The sequence below is a fragment of the Vibrio mediterranei genome (genome assembly GCF_013364395.1).
GTDB lineage: Bacteria > Pseudomonadota > Gammaproteobacteria > Enterobacterales > Vibrionaceae > Vibrio > Vibrio mediterranei.
The window spans coordinates 1,082,237-1,100,323 of the sequence record NZ_JABXGK010000001.1; the positions used below are offsets into that span (position 1 = coordinate 1,082,237).

Sequence of the window (18,087 nt, forward strand, 5' to 3'; positions counted from 1 at the left end):
AAACTAAAAGCCAAGATCACAACATACCCAAAACTCCCGCAACAGCGGGAGTTTTTGTTTCCAAAATCTGTATAGTTATACCAACATAAAAAGTAATCCAACTTCATAGAACTCAAAGGATTTGTTATGGCAGGTCATAGTAAATGGGCGAATATTCGTCACCGTAAAGCTGCGCAAGATGCCAAGCGCGGCAAAATCTTCACTAAATTAATTCGCGAAATTGTCGTTGCCGCTAAAGAAGGTGGTGGTGAACCTGAAAACAACCCTCGTCTTCGTGCCGCTATTGATAAAGCACTCTCCAACAATATGACTCGTGATACGGTAAATCGTGCCGTGAGTCGTGGGGCTGGTGGGGAAGGCGATGACAACATGGAAACGGTTATCTACGAGGGTTACGGTCCCGGTGGAACGGCAGTCATGGTGGAATGCATGACCGACAATCGTAATCGAACCGTATCTGGCGTTCGCCACGCATTTTCTAAAGCAGGGGGCAACCTCGGTACTGACGGGAGTGTGAACTATCTATTCGATAAAAAGGGCGTCATTTCTTATGCTCCAGGTCTGGACGAAGACGAAGTGATGGAAGTCGCACTAGAAGGTGGTGCTGATGATATTGAAACCGGAGACGATGGTGCTATTGATGTTTACACCACGCCTGCCGACTTTGGTGCGGTGAAAGATGCGCTAGATGGCGCTGGGTACCAAGCCGCCAATGCAGAAGTGACGCTTGTGCCGTCAACTAAAGCAGAGCTTGATGAGACGACAGCACCAAAATTGCTGCGCTTGATTGACGCACTGGAAGACCTTGACGATGTGCAAGAGGTCTATCACAACGGTGATATCTCTGACGAAGTCGCAGCAAGCCTTGAGTAATTAACGAGAAATCATGTCAATAATACTAGGAATCGACCCTGGCTCGCGTATCACCGGATATGGTGTAATTCGTCAGCAGGGTCGCCATTTGCAATACCTCGGTAGCGGGTGTATCCGTACATCAGAAGCAGAGTTACCAGGCAGACTCAAACAAATCTACGCAGGTGTGAGTGAGATCATTACTCAATTTCAGCCAGACGTGTTTGCTATTGAACAGGTGTTTATGGCTAAAAACGCTGATTCAGCGCTTAAGTTAGGACAGGCCAGAGGCAGCGCAATTGTTGCTGCCGTGAATAATGACTTGCCTGTCTACGAATACGCAGCACGCTTAATCAAGCAAGCGGTAGTAGGTACGGGTGGAGCAGATAAAGCACAGGTTCAGCACATGGTTATGGCGATGCTGAAATTGCCGTCCAAACCTCAAGCTGATGCGGCTGACGCCTTAGGTGTCGCAATCTGTCATGCAAACACCAACAAAACACTTGTCGCTTTAGCGGGTAAAGCAACAGGCGCAAAAAAAGGGCGTTATCGCTAATCAAATTAATCGCATGAAGCCATTAAGGAAGCGTGGCGATATAAACGCCATACCGATAATTTTAACGATAGCCAGTCCACACTTTTAGAGCTTTTTGCCTAATTCACCTTGTTAATTATTTGTTAACTTCCTAATATTGGTCCGATGAGTCAATTCAAAGGACCAAATGTCCGAATAATCAAATAACAAGGAACTCCAACGGCATGTGGCATTATTTTATCAATAATTCGGATAGCCTTTCTCGTAACACCCTTCGTAAAGCGGAAATCACCGCGGTCTTCTCAGTTGTGGCTTTGGTGGTTGGTTTATACAGCGCGATTAAGTGGCAATCCAATGGCCACGCGTCTCTATTTCTCACCTCTATCGCGTTGATCTTAGTCGAAGTTATTGCTTTAGCAGTGCTTCGTTTTAGTAAGATGATCACACTTGCACTGAACATCGGTTTCTTTGGTATGGTGCTGCATGCGGTGAATATTATCTTCCAAAGCGGTGGCATCGTTGATTCGACGCAAGCGTTCTGGGCCCCGCTGTTGATCGTAGCCTTCTATCTTTCCGCATCTCGTATTATGGCATTAACGTGGAGCGTCGGGATTCTAGCGGTATCCGCCGTGATGACCTATTTGCATACTTCCGGCTATCAGTTCCCAACGATTAACTTGTCGGCATCTAAGCAAAATATAGAGATTTGGTCTGGCATGTTACTGCCGCTATTTGTCATTTGCTTCGCGCAAAGTTTTACTTCAAAACAGAAAGAAAGTGCGATTTCACGCGCTGAAAAAGCGCAAAAAGAGAGTGCGTTACAAGCAGAAAAAGCGTCAGAAGGTGAGAAGAAACTTGATAGCATGCTGCTCGCTGTTAACGAAAGTGTTCAAGAGTTAGATGAAGTGATTCACCAAGTGAACACGCAATCTACACAACTGACAAGTAACGTACAGTCACTGAGTCTCAACAGCGCTTCTCAAGCCAGTGCCGCAGAGGAAATGAGTCAGCAATTGGAACAGCTGTCGTCGTTCACCCAAGAGTCGGTCAATTTTATGGAGCAAGTGATTACCCAAACCGACTCAATAAAGCAGCAAGCAGAGAGCAGCTCGGAAATGCTGAATGCTTCGACGCAGGCCATCACCAATATCGATAACAGTAATCAGAAAGTGGTGTCGGTTATTGAGCTGATTACTTCCGTGGCAGAGCAAACTAACTTGCTTGCGTTAAACGCTGCTATTGAAGCAGCAAGGGCAGGTGAACATGGTCGTGGCTTCGCCGTCGTTGCTGAGCAGGTCAGAGAACTGTCGTCTAAAACCAGTAATTCAGTGGATGAGATTCGCACTCTTATTAACAACAGTCAGCAAGAAATCAACTCTGGACAAAAAACCATTCAAACCACAGTCTCTGAGTTGAGTATGATGATAGAACAGGTGCAAACCATCTCTTCAGAAATTACCGAGCTCAGTGAGTTGGTCACTCAGCAGAATTTAGCCATCGGCGAATTAGACCAAGCAAGCAGTGATGTGGCGGAGTCTGTTGTCGGCAGTAAAGCGATTGCCGAAGACATTCAGACGATTAGTGATCAGCTTGGTCAGCAAATCCATGAGGGCACTGAACTCTCCGAGCGCCTACGCTCTGTTATGCCTTAAATTTTACTTAGAATAACTGGATACCTATCCAGTTATTCTATATCCTAAGCCCTATTGCAACTAACATGAGACATTGAACTGTGATAGGACGATTACGTGGAACTCTAATCGAAAAGCAACCGCCAGAACTGTTAATTGAAGTGGGCGGCGTTGGCTACGAAATTCAAATGCCGATGAGCTGTTTCTACGAACTACCTGAAATTGGCCAAGAGGCGATCATTTACACTCACTTTGTAGTGCGTGAAGATGCGCAATTACTTTATGGCTTTAATACCGTCCGTGAACGTGCACTGTTCAGAGAGGTCATCAAAGCCAATGGTGTTGGTCCAAAACTAGGTCTTGGTATCCTATCCGGCATGTCGGCTACTCAGTTTGTTGCGTGTGTAGAACGTGAAGACATTTCTACTCTTGTTAAGCTACCTGGCGTCGGCAAAAAGACTGCTGAGCGTCTAGTTGTTGAAATGAAAGATCGTTTGAAAGGTTGGGGCGCGGGTGACTTGTTTACGCCTGCGACTGACGCTGCACCAGTTGATAGTGTTGGTGCTATGAATGCCGACAACGCGGAAGAAGAGGCGGTCAGTGCACTGCTTGCGTTGGGCTATAAACCTACACAGGCATCAAAAGTAGTTTCTCAAGTTGCGAAACCAGATATGACCAGCGAAGCGCTGATTCGTGAAGCACTGCGTGCTATGGTTTAAGTTGTGAGAAATTAAATCTCACCTTTATTAAATAAGCTGAATGAATAGCAAAGAGACAGCGTGACATGATTGAAGCCGATCGCTTAATAGCGCCTGAAAATCCTGTTTTCAAAGATGAGGACGTGATTGACCGAGCAATACGTCCTAAAAAACTGGCCGATTATGAAGGCCAAGAGCATGTTAGTGACCAGATGGAAATTTTCATCAAAGCGGCACAACTGCGTAATGAGGCGCTTGATCACTTGTTGATATTTGGTCCTCCGGGTCTAGGTAAGACAACCTTAGCCAATATCGTCGCCAATGAAATGGAAGTGAACATTCGCACCACGTCCGGTCCGGTGCTTGAGAAGGCAGGAGACTTGGCTGCGCTGTTGACCAACCTCGAAGAAAATGACGTCTTGTTCATTGACGAGATTCACCGTTTAAGTCCAATGGTTGAAGAAGTTTTATATCCCGCGATGGAAGACTATCAACTGGATATCATGATTGGCGAAGGCCCTGCTGCACGCTCTATTAAGATTGACTTGCCTCCGTTCACTTTGATTGGCGCGACAACCAGAGCAGGTTCACTGACTTCACCACTTCGCGACCGTTTCGGTATTGTTCAGCGTTTGGAATATTACAAAATTGCTGATCTGCAAAAGATCGTGCAACGCAGCGCGTCTTGTCTTGGCTTGTCAATGGAACCAGAAGGCGCGTTGGAGATTGCTCGTCGTGCTCGTGGTACACCTCGTATTGCCAACCGTCTACTGCGCCGCGTTCGAGATTATGCGGAAGTGAAAGGCAATGGTCATATTTGTGCGGATATCGCAGACAAAGCACTGAATATGCTTGATGTCGATCATCAAGGTTTTGACTACATGGATAGAAAGCTCTTGCTAGCAATTATGGAGAAGTTCGCAGGTGGTCCTGTAGGTCTCGACAACCTAGCAGCAGCCATTGGTGAAGAGAAAGACACCATCGAAGATGTGATTGAGCCTTATTTGATACAACAAGGCTATTTACAACGCACACCTCGTGGCCGTATCGCGTCTGACCGAGCTTATTTACACTTCGGTATCGATAAACATTGATAATTGTCAGATTTCATCCAAATAGTTCCTTTTTGTGAATAATTATTAAGCCGCATTATTGTAAATTTATATTGCAAATATGCGGCTTTGTTTTATTTGTCATATCTATCGTTTTGTGTGATTTGAAGTCCAATTCTGTTTCATATAGCTAACACTTCACGCTATAATCCCTTGCTACTAAAGGGGGATTCCCAATTCTTCCTCCCCTTCACACTTCCCTTAATTTGCTTACATAAATTCATTGAAATTGATCTGCATCAATGTGATTAAAGATCGTACAATCAACTCTTTGTGTTTATTGATGTAAATCAAAGCAACTCTACAAATAAACCTTTTGAAACCGAGTCAATTTAACAGTAATATTAGCGCCAGCTATATTAGCGCAAGCTTAACAATTAACTAACCATTGAGGTACATTTTTGCAACAAGGATGATGATTTGCTCAACAAGTTTAATGTCTATTAAACAAAGTCCTTGAAGCTAAATGTAGAAAGTGTCGTTCAGCTGACACAAAAGGAGTTACCATGATAGACGTTGTTGATCTGTCGAGACTGCAATTTGCACTCACGGCAATGTATCACTTCTTGTTCGTTCCATTGACTCTCGGTATGGCGTTCCTGCTAGCCATCATGGAGTCCCTCTACGTAATGACCAATAAGCAAATCTACAAGGACATGACAAAGTTCTGGGGTAAGCTATTTGGTATTAACTTCGCTCTAGGTGTTGCCACCGGTCTTACTATGGAATTCCAGTTTGGTACCAACTGGTCTTACTATTCCCATTATGTTGGCGACATATTCGGTGCCCCGCTTGCTATCGAAGCCCTCGTAGCCTTCTTCCTCGAATCCACTTTTGTCGGACTTTTCTTCTTCGGATGGGATAGGCTCTCAAAACGTCAGCACTTAGCCGTTACATGGTTAGTTGCGCTTGGTTCGAACTTCTCTGCACTCTGGATTCTTGTTGCAAACGGTTGGATGCAACACCCAGTAGGCGCTGAGTTCAACTTTGAAACAATGCGTATGGAAATGGTGAGCTTCGCTGAGGTAGTACTCAACCCAGTAGCTCAGGTTAAGTTTGTTCACACAGTAGCATCAGGCTATACAACGGGTGCAATGTTCATCCTAGGTATCAGCTCTTACTACCTACTTAAAGGTCGTGATGTTGCATTTGCTCGTCGTTCGTTTGCTATCGCAGCTTCGTTCGGTATGGCATCTATCCTATCGGTAATCGTACTTGGTGATGAATCAGGTTACGAGCTGGGTGATGTTCAAAAAGTGAAACTCGCGGCTATTGAAGCAGAGTGGCACACTGAGCCAGCACCGGCAGCATTTACTCTGTTTGGCTTACCAAACCAAGAAGAAATGCACACCGACTTCGCGGTTAAGATCCCATATGTAATGGGTATTATCGCAACGCGTTCTCTAGATACTCCTGTAACTGGCCTTCGTGACCTACGCGAAGAGCACGTCGATCGTATTCGTAACGGTATGTACGCTTACGAGCTGCTAGAAAAACTTCGTGCAGGTGACCGCAGCGAAGCTAACGTTGCCGCGTTTGATGAAGTGAAAGATGACCTAGGTTACGGTCTACTACTTAAACGCTACACAGATAAAGTTGTTGATGCGACAGAAGATCAAATCCAAGCAGCAGCGGATGACTCTATCCCTAAAGTTTGGCCGCTATTCTGGTCATTCCGTATCATGGTTGCGTGTGGCTTTGTCATGCTATTCGTATTCGGCGCAGCGTTTGTACAAACATGTCGTCAAAAAATCGAACAGAAGAGATGGATTCTCAAAGCAACGCTATTCAGTATCCCACTACCTTGGATCGCTATCGAGGCAGGTTGGTTTGTTGCTGAATACGGACGTCAACCGTGGGCTGTTGGTGAAATTCTACCGACTCACGTAGCCGCGTCAGCGTTAACGGTAGGCCAGTTATGGTCTTCACTGTTCGCAATCATCGCCCTCTATACTGTGTTCCTAATTGCTGAAGTTTACTTGATGGTGAAATTCGCACGTAAAGGTCCAAGTAGCTTGAAGACTGGTCGTTACCATTTCGAACAAAATGACGAAACGGTAGAGAACAAAGTTAGTCGCCAAGTAGAAGCGTAAGCAAGGAGAAAAAGAATGTTTGATTACGAAGTCTTACGACTCATCTGGTGGATTCTGATCGGCGTACTATTGGCTGGTTTCGCAATCACCGATGGATTTGATATGGGGGTAGGTGCTCTAGTGCCTATCCTAGGTAAAACGGACAGCCAACGCCGTGTAATGATCAACTCGATTGCCCCTCACTGGGATGGTAACCAAGTATGGTTGATCACTGCTGGTGGTGCGTTATTCGCTGCATGGCCACTTGTTTATGCAACGTCGTTCTCCGGTTTCTACTTTGCAATGATTGTGACGCTAGCAGCGCTATGGCTACGTCCAATCGGTTTGGACTACCGTTCAAAGCTAGAAGACACCAAATGGCGTAACGTTTGGGATATCGCTATTTCAATCAGTGGTTTTGTTCCACCAATCATCTTTGGTGTGGCATTTGGTAACTTGCTACAAGGTGTACCGTTCCAACTGAGTGAATTCATGATGCCAACGTATCACGGTTCGTTCTTTGGTCTACTAAACCCATTTGCGCTACTTTGCGGTCTAGTAAGCTTGTTCATGATCTTGCTACAAGGCTCAACTTGGCTACAAATGAAGACAACAGGTGATATCCATACTCGTGCTCGCAACACAGCACAGCTAATGGGTCTATTGGTTGTTGCGGCTTTCGTAGCAGCAGGTTTCTGGATTCAAAACATCGATGGCTACTCAATCGTAAGCGCAATTGACGGTAATGCAGCATCGAACCCACTTAATAAAGAAGTGGTTCGTGAAGCAGGTGCGTGGATGGCGAATTTTGAGAAGTACCCACTACTTTGGATTGCTCCAGCATTAGGTGTGGTGATGCCTCTACTAGCAGTACTGGCTTCGCGTCTAGAGAAATGTGCAGTGTCGTTCATTGCTTCTTCTCTAGCGAACGGTGGCATCATCTTTACGGCTGGTTTTGCAATGTTCCCATTCGTAATGCCAAGTAGCCTAAACCCTAACCATAGCTTGACTATGTGGGATGCGACTTCAAGTGAGTTGACTCTGAACCTAATGACAGCAGTAGCGTTCGTCATGGTTCCAGTAATTCTTAGCTACACAGCTTGGACTTACTACAAGATGTTTGGTCGTCTTGATGACAAGTTCATCGAAGAAAACAAAAATTCACTTTACTAAGGAGCATTTGATATGTGGTATTTCGCTTGGATTTTAGGTGTATTACTTGCGTGTGCATTCGGCATCATCAACGCTCTTTGGTTAGAGCACAGTGAGATGATGGACGAAGACAGTGAGTAATCTTAACCAACAGTTAGAGCAACTCCACAAACCTGTAGATAAGACGCTATTGCGCGTCTTATCTCTGATACTCGGCTTTGTTAATGTCGGTTTGTTTATGTGGAGTCCAGACCAATACGCTGACGCCATTGGTGGCTTCTCGCCATTCTTAGGATTGCTATTTGTATTGTCTGTTTGTGCCAGCATGGTGTTTGGAGTCGGATTCCGACCGAGGTTCTGGCTCTGGCAAGCGGTGTTCAGTCCGTACTTGTCACTAACTGTGTTGAGTTACTTAACGTTAATGTACGTTATCTAAAGAAAACCCGAGCTATGCTCGGGTTTTTTACCTTTTGAAACAAACAAACTTTCGAAACTGCTAATAACTTCATCAGTTGAGTGTAAATTTTGGCACTTTATTCAAAATTTTTTGTCAGCTCTTATAACAAACACAATCACTTGCGTTATATTAGAGCGCAGTATTCATTAGGAAGTTACCAGTTTGTCTCAGTTATCACCGTATTTCGAATTCCCCATCACCGTCTATTATGAAGACACCGACGCAGGCGGCGTGGTCTACCATTCGAATTATCTCAATTTCTTTGAACGCGCTAGAACCGAGTTGCTTCGTAGCAGAAACGTACATCAACGTCAGCTGCTTGACCAACAAGTCGGCTTTGTCGTTCGTCATATCGATATTGATTTTATCCGCGGTGCACGGCTAGACGACCACCTCACAGTGAAGACACATATTTCTGAATTCAAACGAGCGTCATTAACATTTCAACAAGAAATTGTTGATGAGCAAAATGTGACAATTGCAAAGGCTCTCGTTAAAGTGGCATGTATCGATAATATAAAAATGAAGCCGAAGGCTATCCCTTCGACTATCTTATTGGAGTTAAAAAACAGTGACGGCTGATATTTCGTTTGTGGACCTCATTCTAGAGGCAAGTCTACTGGTTCAATTGGTAATGTTGATTCTGCTTGGGATGTCAGTCGTATCTTGGGCGATGATCATCAAACGCAGCAAGGTGCTAAAACAGGCTACTAAAGACTCCGACGAGTTTGAAGATAAGTTCTGGTCAGGTGCCGATCTTTCGCAGATCTACCAAGACGTGAAAAAAAGAAAAGACGACCTTTCTGGTACGGAAGAGATTTTCTATAGCGGCTTCACTGAGTTTTTAAGACTTCGTAAATCTAACGCTGAATCACCAGCTTTCATTATGGAAGGAACGGGGCGTTCGATGCGTGTTGCGGTTTCTCGCGAAGTAGAAGATCTAGAGACAAACCTACCATTTTTAGCAACCGTTGGTTCTATCTCTCCATATATCGGTCTCTTTGGTACGGTTTGGGGCATCATGCACGCGTTCATCGCACTGGGTGAAGTAAAACAAGCAACACTAGCGATGGTAGCACCAGGTATCGCCGAAGCACTGATTGCAACCGCAATGGGCTTATTCGCAGCTATCCCAGCAGTAATGGCGTACAACCGACTCAGCAATAAAGTAGGCAAGTTGGAGCACAACTATGCGACCTTCTCAGAAGAGTTCCACAGTATCCTGCATAGACAAGCAATGGCGGGTAGGGAGCAGTAATGGCTGGCTACCAACCAAAGAAACGCAAGCTGACATGTGAAATCAACGTCGTTCCTTATATCGACGTTATGCTAGTTCTACTTATCATTTTTATGGTGACATCACCCTTCGTCACTCAAGGGGTGGATGTAGAACTACCAAAAACGTCCACCGCTAAACCAGCAACAGAGCTAGCCGGTGACAGCGACGCAAGTTTTATCATTGTTGAAGTCGACCGTGATGGGAATTTTGGTTTGAGCGTTAATAACGAAGACATGCAAAGAGGCCTTAGCTTACAAGACATTATTGTTCGCGTTCGAGCTGAGCTGTCGATCAATCCAAACTCGCCAGTGGCAGTAGGCGGTGATGCAGCTACCCCTTACGCAGAGGTAGTGTTGTTGTTAGATGAGTTAAGTCAGGCCGGTATCCCAAAAGTAGGCCTACTAACCGATATCAGGGAATAGTCATCGCAACGGTATGAAAAGCAATAAGAAGAATAACTCTAGCTACGGAAAGCCAATAGCGATCTCTTTGTTTGCTCACTTGATGCTGGTTGTTGCTTTATTGTGGGGGACAGACTTCACAATGAATAAAGCGGAACCAACAGGCATGGTGCAAGCGGTGGTCATCGACCCTGCTAGAGTGCGCCAACAAGCGCAAGAGATTCGCAAGCAGCGCGAAACCGCAGCTAAAAAAGAACAAGACCGCCTTGATAAGTTACGCCGTGAAAGTGAGCAACTGGAGCGTAATCGCAAAGCAGAAGAAGAGCGCATTCGCAAGTTAAAACAGCAACAAGCGAAAGATGCTCAAGCAGCGCGTGAGGCGGAGAAACGCCGTGAAGTGGAAAGGCAGCGCGCTGCAAAAGCTGAAGCTGAACGTAAAGCCAAAGAAGAAGCTGTTCGTGTTGCTGAGCAACAACGAGTCGCTAAAGAAGCGGCGATAGCTAAGGCAGAGAAAGAACGTTTAGAAAAAGAACGAGCGATCAAAGAAGCACAACAAAAAGCCCTGCGTGAGAAAGAAGCCGCTGAACGTGCCGAAAAAGAACGTATTGCTAAAGAGAAAGCCGCTAAAGAAGCAGCAGAAAAAGCCAGAATAGAAAAGGAGCGTTTGCAGCAACTTGAGCGTGAGCGCAAGGAGCAAGAAGCCGCGCTAGATAACATTTTCTCTGGCCTTGAAAGTGAAGCAGCTCTGAATACTAGTGCGCGCTCTAAACACGTTGCATCAGAAGTACAACGTATGGGCGCAATCTACACTCAGCTGATTCAACAAAAGCTGCTTCTAGAGGACAGCTTTCGGGGAAAGCAATGTCGAGTTAACTTGAAACTGATACCTGCGGGTAACGGCGCTATCGCTGGTCAAGTTGCGGTACTCGATGGAGATAGCAGACTTTGTGCCGCGACTAAGCGTGCGATAGCTCAGGTTGGAACCTTCCCGCTTTCAAAAGAAGCGGATGTGAACCAACAACTTAAAAATATTAATCTGACCGTAGTTCCAGAGTAAAAAGGAAGACCTCGTGATTAAGCGAATACTATTAGGAATGGCATTAGTGCTGAGCTTCGCTGCTCAGACTGCAAATGCCGCTTTAGAACTTGTCATTACCGACGGTATTGATTCCGCAAGACCTATCGCCATTGTCCCATTTAAGTGGGAAGGTGAGGGAAAACTTCCTCATGATGTTTCGGCCGTGATTGCATCAGACTTACAACGAAGTGGTAAGTTTAGTCCTGTAGCAACCAGCAAAATGCCGCAAACGCCTTACGATGCGTCAGACATAAACTTCGAGGCGTGGACATCAATTGGTGTTGATTCGTTGCTAACGGGTACCATCGTGAAAAACGCAGAAGGTAACTACGAAGTAAGCTACCAACTGGTTGATGTAGTACGCGGTCAATTGACTGGGGGCAAATCAAAGGCTCTAAGTGATGATGGCCAACTGGTTCTGTCGAACGATCACGTCCTATTCAAGAAGAAAGCAACCGTTCCAGGTAATCGCCTACGTGAATATGCTCACCGCATTTCTGACCTTGTTTATGAAGAACTAACTGGTGAGCGTGGCGCATTCTTAACTCGAATTGCTTATGTCGTTGTTAATGACAAAGATCAGTACCCGTATCAAATGCGTATTGCTGACTATGATGGCTATAACGAGAAGCTTGTTCTACGTTCTAAGCAGCCACTAATGTCTCCGGCTTGGTCTCCAGATGGGAAAAAACTTGCCTATGTAAGTTTCCAAAACGGGCAAGCTGAAATCTTCATCATGAACATCTACACCGGTAAGCGTGAAAAAATTACGTCATTCCCACGTCATAATGGTGCGCCAAGATTTTCTCCTGATGGCAAGACGTTAGCGTTAACACTATCAAAGACTGGGCAACTGCATGTATATACGTTAAATCTTGAAACAAGAAAACTACGTCAAATTACTAGCGGTAGGTCAAATAATACAGAACCGTTCTGGAAACCAGACGGCAAATCCCTTATTTTTACGTCGGATAGGGGTGGTAACCCTCAGATTTATGAAGTAAATTTGTCCGACGGTAAAACCAAACGTATCACATGGCAGGGTAGACAAAACCTCGGTGGGCAGATCACCCCTGACGGTCGCTACCTCGTGATGGTAAATCGCTCGAACTCTGGATTTAACCTTGCAAAACAAGACTTAGAGACAGGTTCAGTGCAAATCCTCACGAAAACACTGCTAGATGAGTCACCAAGCATCGCACCAAATGGTGGCATGGTGATATACAGCTCTATTTATAACAAAACTAACGTCCTTTCTATGGTCTCCATTGATGGACGATTTAAAGCTAGATTACCGGCTACAAATGGGCGTGTAAGAGCCCCAGCATGGTCACCGTTTTTATAGCAATTAAATTTTTAGGTTAAGGAAATAACAATGCAATTAAACAAAGTTTTTAAGGGGTTGCTAATCGCACTGCCAGTTCTTGCGATGACAGCATGTAGCTCAACTGATGACGCTGCGTCATCAACAGGTGCAGAAACTTCTAACCAACAACAGCAAGAAACTGTTGTTGCTACTCCAATCGATGAGAATGCACAACTTTCTGAGCAAGAGCTAAAAGAAAAAGCGCTTCGTGAAAACCAAACTATCTACTTTGCGTTCGATAACTCTACAATTGCTGGTGACTACGAAGATATGCTTGCAGCACACGCAGCATACCTAAGCAAAGACCCATCACTAAAAGTGACTATCGAAGGTCACGCTGATGAGCGCGGTACACCTGAGTACAACATCGCACTAGGCGAGCGTCGTGCACAAGCTGTAGCTAAGTACATCCAAGCTCTTGGCGTACAAGCTGACCAAATCTCTATCGTAAGCTACGGTGAAGAGAAACCACTAGTACTAGGTCAATCTGAAGACGCGTACGCGAAAAACCGTCGCGCAGTTCTAGTTTACTAATTCAATCTGCTTAAGATTGTTGAGTCGCAGCCCTTGCGCTGCGACTCATTGTTTTAAGCCACGGCAATTGAGGTAATAACCTTTATGAACAGTAACATTAAGCGCGTTGTTACGCTTACGTTACTAGCCGGCGCAGCAAGCACAGCTTACGCGACAAAAGCACCGGTTACCGACTTGAGCGCAACATCTTCCTCGGCAACTGCTGCCTCTATTTCAGCAGCCCATGCTGCAACCAATGAAACTGACGTTCAACGCTTAGAACGCCTGCTTCAAAACCGAAACCGAGTTCAGTTGCAAATGCAGCAACAGCTCGATGAAATGACGCAAGAAATCGCAACTCTACGTGGTCAGTTAGAACGCAACAGTTACGATATGGAGCAAATGTTGCAGCGTCAGAGAGAACTATTCATTGAGATCGACAAACTTCGCTCTCAAGCAAGCACGTCCGCAGTCCCAGTTCCTGTAGCAAAAGACAGCACAGCACCTCAAGGCAAATTCAGCACAGACGCTGATGAGCAAACTGCCTATCAAAATGCTGTAGACCTTATCCTGAAAAAACGTGACTACGCAGGTGCTATCGAAGCATTCAAGCAATTCCAAAAAGACTATCCAAACTCAACCTTTATGCCGAACACGCATTACTGGTTAGGTCAGCTTTACTTTGCTAAACGCCAAGATTCAGAAGCAGAAAAGAGCTTTAAAGCGGTATTAGGCTTTAAAGAATCCAACAAACGTGCAGATGCACTGGTTAAATTGGGCGATCTAGCGAAGCGTGGCAACAAAGCAGCAGAAGCGAAAAAGTACTACGAGCAAGTAATTGCTGAGTACCCAGGTAGTTCTTCTGCGAAAGTTGCTCAGTCTAATTTGAAGTAATAATCAGACAAGTGCGTTGTCGCTTTTATAGCCGGGCGCCTGCATTGGCGGGCGTTCACCTAAAGCGATCCCAACCACACAAGGCTAGTCATTCCTGCGTAGGCAGGAATCTACTAAAAGCGCGTTCAGTACTCGCTGGAATAAGATCCCTGCCTCCGCAGGGGTGACGTTTAAAGTAGCTGCTGTGCGAGTTGTGGATGCAATTGTTTTCTCTACCAACCTCAACGCTTCTTTATAACCCATCACACTCTTAGCCCGATGCGGCCACTTTCTATTCAACTTTGGTCGATTACCTCAGGCCTGCCTTTGTCCTTGTAGGAATATCCGTGTACAATGCTCGGACTATTTGGAAGTAGCATAGAGCATGCGCTATGAGCCACATCTTAGACACTATTGATACGGTATATCCGTTTCCCCCTAAGCCTGTTCCTCTAAGTGATGACGAGAAACAGCAATACATTGCCAACATCAAAACGCTATTAAAACAAAAAGACGCGGTTTTGATTGCACACTATTACACCGATCCTGAAATCCAAGCTCTTGCAGAAGAGACGGGTGGTTTCGTGGGTGATTCTCTTGAAATGGCGAAGTTCGGTAACCGCCACGATGCGTCGACGCTGATCATTGCTGGCGTTCGCTTTATGGGCGAATCAGCAAAGATCCTAACGCCAGAAAAACGCATTCTGATGCCAACTCTAGAAGCGGAATGTTCTTTAGACCTTGGCTGTCCTGCGGACAAGTTCACTGAATTCTGCGATGCGCATCCTGACCACACGGTTGTGGTTTACGCCAACACCTCTGCAGCCGTAAAAGCACGAGCTGACTGGGTTGTGACATCAAGTATCGCCCTTGAAATCGTTGAGCACCTAGACGCTGAAGATAAACCAATTATTTGGGGGCCAGATCGTCACCTAGGTTCGTACATCGCGAACCAAACTGGTGCAGACATGCTTTTATGGCAAGGTGAGTGTATCGTCCATGACGAGTTCTCTGCCAAAGCATTGAAAGACATGAAGTCAGTTTATCCAGATGCAGCAATTCTAGTACACCCGGAGTCTCCGGCTAGCGTAGTTGAACTGGCGGATTCTGTTGGTTCTACCAGCCAGCTAATCAAAGCAGCCAAAGAGCTACCGCACAAGCAGATGATTGTTGCGACCGACAAAGGCATTTTCTTCAAAATGCAGCAAATGGTGCCAGAGAAAGAACTGATCGAAGCACCAACAGCAGGCGCTGGCGCAACATGCCGCAGCTGTGCACACTGTCCTTGGATGGCGATGAATGGTCTACGTGCCATTGAAAAAGCACTGAAAGACGGCGGTGAAGAGCACGAAATCTTTGTAGATGACGAGCTACGCGTTAAGTCGCTGATTCCTTTAAATCGCATGTTGGACTTTGCTGAGCAACTGCAAATTAAAGTGAAAGGCAACGCGTAACCACCAAAGTTAACGCCGTTCTCAAAAAACCAGTCTTCGGACTGGTTTTTTCGTATATGTTGTTCGCCATTTTCATATATGCTTAACAAATAATCCGTCTACGAATAGGGAAGTCAGTGGCGATTTGGTTACAACTCAGAAAATGGTTTCATTCTCATCTGTTCGAACTCAGGTTTAAAAGCTTAGCGGCCGCCATTTTGCTTTATGCTGGCTTATCATGGGTATTACTCAGAGCCAGTGGCGAAACAGACCTGACGGTGCCTATTTCTCAATTCATCTATTTTATTGTCGTTACCGCTTCAACGGTTGGTTATGGCGACTTATCTCCAACGACAGAAGCAGGTCGTTGGGTAGCAATCTTATTTGTCATCCCTGGGGGACTGATGTTGTTTGCGGCGTTACTTGGCCGTTTAGCAACACTCGGGCTCGATTCTTGGCGTTCTGGACAACTCGGTAAAAGGAAAGTAACTGTGGAAAATCATATTCTAATGTTGGGTTGGAATGGTCAGCGTACTATTCATCTTATTCGTATGTTGCAACATGAAGAAACAGGTCGCAGACCTATAGTGTTGTGCAGTCGTTCGGATATCGAAAACCCGCTTCCCGGTGAGATTTCTTTTGTCAAAGTGAACAGCTACACCGACGGACGAGAAATGGAAAAAACCAACATCGAAACCGCTAGTTGTATTCTTATTGATAATCCCGAAGATGATATAACCCTCTCTGCGGCCCTTTATTGCTCAAACCGCAACCCTAATGCTCACCTGCTGGTTTATTTCAAAGACGAAGCGCTGAGCGACCTTCTACATCAACACTGTCCAAACTCTGAATGTATCCCAGCTGTAGGAGCGGAAATGCTTGCTAAGGCTGCGGTTGATCCTGGTTCAAGTGCCTTACATCAAGAGCTATTAAGCTCAACACGAGGCATGACGCAATACTCGGTTCACTACCCAAGCGATGCTCCAGACTCATCGGTCGAAGCCTTGTTCAACTGGATGAAAGTAGAGTACCAAGCGACTTTAATCGCAGTGGATGTAGGAAATGGCATCATTCTTAACCCAGATCTCGAACAATCCATTTCCGCTGGCAATAAATTGTTCTATATCGCCGACGAGCGAATTGACAATTTTTCTTGGAAAAACCTCTAGCCACAAGCCTATGTCATCAAATTGTTCATCGATATTCGGAATGTGAATAATTTGAGAAAGAAAAATATCTTGATACGGAAATGTGTTCTGTTTATTATGCGCGCGCTTTTTTGAAAAAATGAATGAACGTTCATTCATTGATTATGGGAACCTTACAATTCATGCGCGTAAATTTGCTGTCGCTACTTGTCCTTTCTGCTATTGCACCATCTATTGTGGCCGCGAAAGAAGATGTCGTTATACCTAGCTATGCTCAACTTGAAACCAAGAAAGAAGACATGGTGTTCGAACACGACGTTACTAAAGCAGACGCTAAGGTAGACGAATACGATGACGCTATCTCAAAACTAAAAGACGACAACACCGATAGCCGCTATTCAGAGACCATCTCAGATCTAAAGTACGCAAAAAAATACTACCGTGAAGTGAATGGGTTACCCATGTTCAGCTTCCTAGGTGGACCTGCATTTACTCCGGAACAAGGTGTACTTGTTGCGGTAGGTGGTTTGTATTCATTCAAAACCGACCGTGAACAGCAACAACTGCAACGCTCAAGTGTCTCGGCATTTATCATCGGTAACTATGTTGATTCGGAAGTAGGTTATGGTTTACGAGCTAAACATGACCTGTTTTGGAATAACGATGATATTCAATTCCAAGGTGCATGGAACGCAGGTACTCAAGGCAAACACTATTGGGGCATCGGCTATGATGCCGCGCAGCAGTTTGATTTTGGCGATGTCACTCAATACAAAGCCAACACCAACAATTATAAAGGCAATTTGATCTTTCGAATTGTCGACAACTGGTTTGCAGGCCCCGCAATTAAGCTGAATTACTTTAGTCCAACCACCGAACCTGATTCGGCGATATTGGATGAGAACTTTAACGAGTTCAAAGATAAACCTTTTACATGGGGTCTAGGTGGCAGCATTCAATACGATTCTCGTGATGTTGCCGTTAACCCTTGGAGTGGCTCTTTGTTTAGAACAGAGGTGCTGCTGTATAGCGAAGCACTAGGCAGTCAAGCTGAGTACCAGAAACTGGATGTGGAATATCGAACTTTCCACAGTTTCCAGAAAGGTCGAGTTCTGGCAGTGCTTGGTCGATTCCAACAAGCTTTTGGCGATACGCCATATTACGACATGCCTGAACTAGGCGGCGCAAACTCGATGCGCGGTTACTATCAAGGCCAATATCGTGACAAGGTGACGGCAGAAGTAACCGCTGAATACCGACATACATTCCGTCGTAGCTCAGGCGCGCTATCTAACCATGGCATTACCGCATGGACGGGCGTGGGCTCGGTGGGAGAGTCTGTCGAAGATTTATCGGGACACGCTATTTTGTCTTATGGCATTGGCTATCGCTATGAACTTCAACCGCGCATGAATATCCGCCTTGATTTAGGGATGGGTAAACATGGCTCGGCATTTTATTTCAACTTTACTGAAGCTTTTTAGGTA

19 protein-coding genes are annotated in these 18,087 nt (G+C 45.4%); all 19 read left to right on the forward strand.

The window, feature by feature from the left end; translation table 11 throughout:
• Positions 1–126 precede the first annotated feature (126 nt).
• The 19 genes from HOP38_RS05205 to HOP38_RS05295 all read left to right on the forward strand — a co-directional run bounded on the left by HOP38_RS05205 (position 127) and on the right by HOP38_RS05295 (position 18,084).
• Positions 127–873: a YebC/PmpR family DNA-binding transcriptional regulator gene (locus HOP38_RS05205; RefSeq protein WP_038230107.1), complete on the forward strand. Its 747-nt coding sequence runs from the start codon at positions 127–129 to the stop codon at positions 871–873.
• 13 nt (positions 874–886) lie between these two features.
• A complete protein-coding gene (gene ruvC / locus HOP38_RS05210; RefSeq protein WP_006075042.1) occupies positions 887–1,408 on the forward strand; it encodes a crossover junction endodeoxyribonuclease RuvC in 522 nt (173 codons plus the stop codon).
• 203 nt (positions 1,409–1,611) lie between these two features.
• Positions 1,612–3,039, forward strand: a complete 1,428-nt coding sequence (locus HOP38_RS05215) for a methyl-accepting chemotaxis protein (RefSeq protein ID WP_006075043.1) — start codon at positions 1,612–1,614, stop codon at positions 3,037–3,039.
• Positions 3,040–3,119: 80 nt separating this feature from the next.
• Positions 3,120–3,737, forward strand: a complete 618-nt coding sequence (ruvA, locus tag HOP38_RS05220) for a Holliday junction branch migration protein RuvA (protein ID WP_006075044.1) — start codon at positions 3,120–3,122, stop codon at positions 3,735–3,737.
• 65 nt (positions 3,738–3,802) lie between these two features.
• Positions 3,803–4,810: a Holliday junction branch migration DNA helicase RuvB gene (gene ruvB, locus HOP38_RS05225; RefSeq protein WP_006075045.1), complete on the forward strand. Its 1,008-nt coding sequence runs from the start codon at positions 3,803–3,805 to the stop codon at positions 4,808–4,810.
• Positions 4,811–5,334: 524 nt separating this feature from the next.
• A complete protein-coding gene (cydA, locus tag HOP38_RS05230; RefSeq protein WP_063605596.1) occupies positions 5,335–6,921 on the forward strand; it encodes a cytochrome ubiquinol oxidase subunit I in 1,587 nt (528 codons plus the stop codon).
• A 15-nt stretch (positions 6,922–6,936) separates the two neighbouring features.
• The gene (cydB, locus tag HOP38_RS05235) at positions 6,937–8,073 is read left to right on the forward strand and encodes a cytochrome d ubiquinol oxidase subunit II (RefSeq protein ID WP_031495488.1); all 1,137 of its coding nucleotides are present in this window, start codon (positions 6,937–6,939) and stop codon (positions 8,071–8,073) included.
• Positions 8,074–8,085: 12 nt separating this feature from the next.
• Entirely contained in the window at positions 8,086–8,193 is a 108-nt protein-coding gene (gene cydX / locus HOP38_RS05240) for a cytochrome bd-I oxidase subunit CydX (RefSeq protein WP_006075291.1), read from the forward strand.
• Positions 8,186–8,488: a cyd operon protein YbgE gene (ybgE, locus tag HOP38_RS05245; protein ID WP_006075292.1), complete on the forward strand. Its 303-nt coding sequence runs from the start codon at positions 8,186–8,188 to the stop codon at positions 8,486–8,488. The genes cydX and ybgE overlap by 8 nt, the downstream gene beginning before the upstream one ends.
• A gap of 183 nt (positions 8,489–8,671) precedes the next feature.
• The gene (ybgC, locus tag HOP38_RS05250; protein ID WP_006075293.1) at positions 8,672–9,091 is read left to right on the forward strand and encodes a tol-pal system-associated acyl-CoA thioesterase; all 420 of its coding nucleotides are present in this window, start codon (positions 8,672–8,674) and stop codon (positions 9,089–9,091) included.
• A complete protein-coding gene (gene tolQ / locus HOP38_RS05255) occupies positions 9,081–9,767 on the forward strand; it encodes a protein TolQ (RefSeq protein ID WP_006075294.1) in 687 nt (228 codons plus the stop codon). Before ybgC ends, tolQ begins: the two co-directional genes overlap by 11 nt.
• Positions 9,767–10,210: an ExbD/TolR family protein gene (locus HOP38_RS05260; protein WP_006075295.1), complete on the forward strand. Its 444-nt coding sequence runs from the start codon at positions 9,767–9,769 to the stop codon at positions 10,208–10,210. Before tolQ ends, HOP38_RS05260 begins: the two co-directional genes overlap by 1 nt.
• 13 nt (positions 10,211–10,223) lie before the next feature.
• Positions 10,224–11,246 (forward strand): cell envelope integrity protein TolA, encoded by a 1,023-nt coding sequence (gene tolA, locus HOP38_RS05265; protein ID WP_124940909.1) that lies wholly within the window; start codon positions 10,224–10,226, stop codon positions 11,244–11,246.
• A 37-nt stretch (positions 11,247–11,283) separates the two neighbouring features.
• On the forward strand, positions 11,284–12,612 hold the full coding sequence (gene tolB, locus HOP38_RS05270) for a Tol-Pal system beta propeller repeat protein TolB (protein ID WP_006075297.1): 1,329 nt from the start codon (positions 11,284–11,286) through the stop codon (positions 12,610–12,612).
• Positions 12,613–12,642: 30 nt separating this feature from the next.
• On the forward strand, positions 12,643–13,167 hold the full coding sequence (pal, locus tag HOP38_RS05275) for a peptidoglycan-associated lipoprotein Pal (protein WP_006075298.1): 525 nt from the start codon (positions 12,643–12,645) through the stop codon (positions 13,165–13,167).
• An 84-nt stretch (positions 13,168–13,251) separates the two neighbouring features.
• The gene (gene ybgF, locus HOP38_RS05280; protein WP_107306187.1) at positions 13,252–14,040 is read left to right on the forward strand and encodes a tol-pal system protein YbgF; all 789 of its coding nucleotides are present in this window, start codon (positions 13,252–13,254) and stop codon (positions 14,038–14,040) included.
• A gap of 371 nt (positions 14,041–14,411) precedes the next feature.
• Positions 14,412–15,473, forward strand: a complete 1,062-nt coding sequence (gene nadA, locus HOP38_RS05285; protein ID WP_006075300.1) for a quinolinate synthase NadA — start codon at positions 14,412–14,414, stop codon at positions 15,471–15,473.
• 116 nt (positions 15,474–15,589) lie between these two features.
• Entirely contained in the window at positions 15,590–16,621 is a 1,032-nt protein-coding gene (locus HOP38_RS05290) for a potassium channel family protein (protein WP_198557585.1), read from the forward strand.
• Positions 16,622–16,782: 161 nt separating this feature from the next.
• Positions 16,783–18,084 (forward strand): BamA/TamA family outer membrane protein, encoded by a 1,302-nt coding sequence (locus tag HOP38_RS05295; protein WP_161493951.1) that lies wholly within the window; start codon positions 16,783–16,785, stop codon positions 18,082–18,084.
• The last annotated feature ends 3 nt before the right edge of the window (positions 18,085–18,087 follow it).

Coding starts and splice junctions, on each gene's coding strand:
- ruvB (WP_006075045.1), top strand. CDS start 3,803: ATGATTGAAGCCGATCGCTTAATAGCGCCTGAAAATCCTGTTTTCAAA.
- HOP38_RS05260 (WP_006075295.1), top strand. CDS start 9,767: ATGGCTGGCTACCAACCAAAGAAACGCAAGCTGACATGTGAAATCAAC.
- tolA (WP_124940909.1), top strand. CDS start 10,224: ATGAAAAGCAATAAGAAGAATAACTCTAGCTACGGAAAGCCAATAGCG.
- cydX (WP_006075291.1), top strand. CDS start 8,086: ATGTGGTATTTCGCTTGGATTTTAGGTGTATTACTTGCGTGTGCATTC.
- HOP38_RS05205 (WP_038230107.1), top strand. CDS start 127: ATGGCAGGTCATAGTAAATGGGCGAATATTCGTCACCGTAAAGCTGCG.
- pal (WP_006075298.1), top strand. CDS start 12,643: ATGCAATTAAACAAAGTTTTTAAGGGGTTGCTAATCGCACTGCCAGTT.
- HOP38_RS05295 (WP_161493951.1), top strand. CDS start 16,783: ATGCGCGTAAATTTGCTGTCGCTACTTGTCCTTTCTGCTATTGCACCA.
- nadA (WP_006075300.1), top strand. CDS start 14,412: ATGAGCCACATCTTAGACACTATTGATACGGTATATCCGTTTCCCCCT.
- cydA (WP_063605596.1), top strand. CDS start 5,335: ATGATAGACGTTGTTGATCTGTCGAGACTGCAATTTGCACTCACGGCA.
- ruvC (WP_006075042.1), top strand. CDS start 887: ATGTCAATAATACTAGGAATCGACCCTGGCTCGCGTATCACCGGATAT.
- cydB (WP_031495488.1), top strand. CDS start 6,937: ATGTTTGATTACGAAGTCTTACGACTCATCTGGTGGATTCTGATCGGC.
- ybgF (WP_107306187.1), top strand. CDS start 13,252: ATGAACAGTAACATTAAGCGCGTTGTTACGCTTACGTTACTAGCCGGC.
- HOP38_RS05215 (WP_006075043.1), top strand. CDS start 1,612: ATGTGGCATTATTTTATCAATAATTCGGATAGCCTTTCTCGTAACACC.
- tolB (WP_006075297.1), top strand. CDS start 11,284: ATGGCATTAGTGCTGAGCTTCGCTGCTCAGACTGCAAATGCCGCTTTA.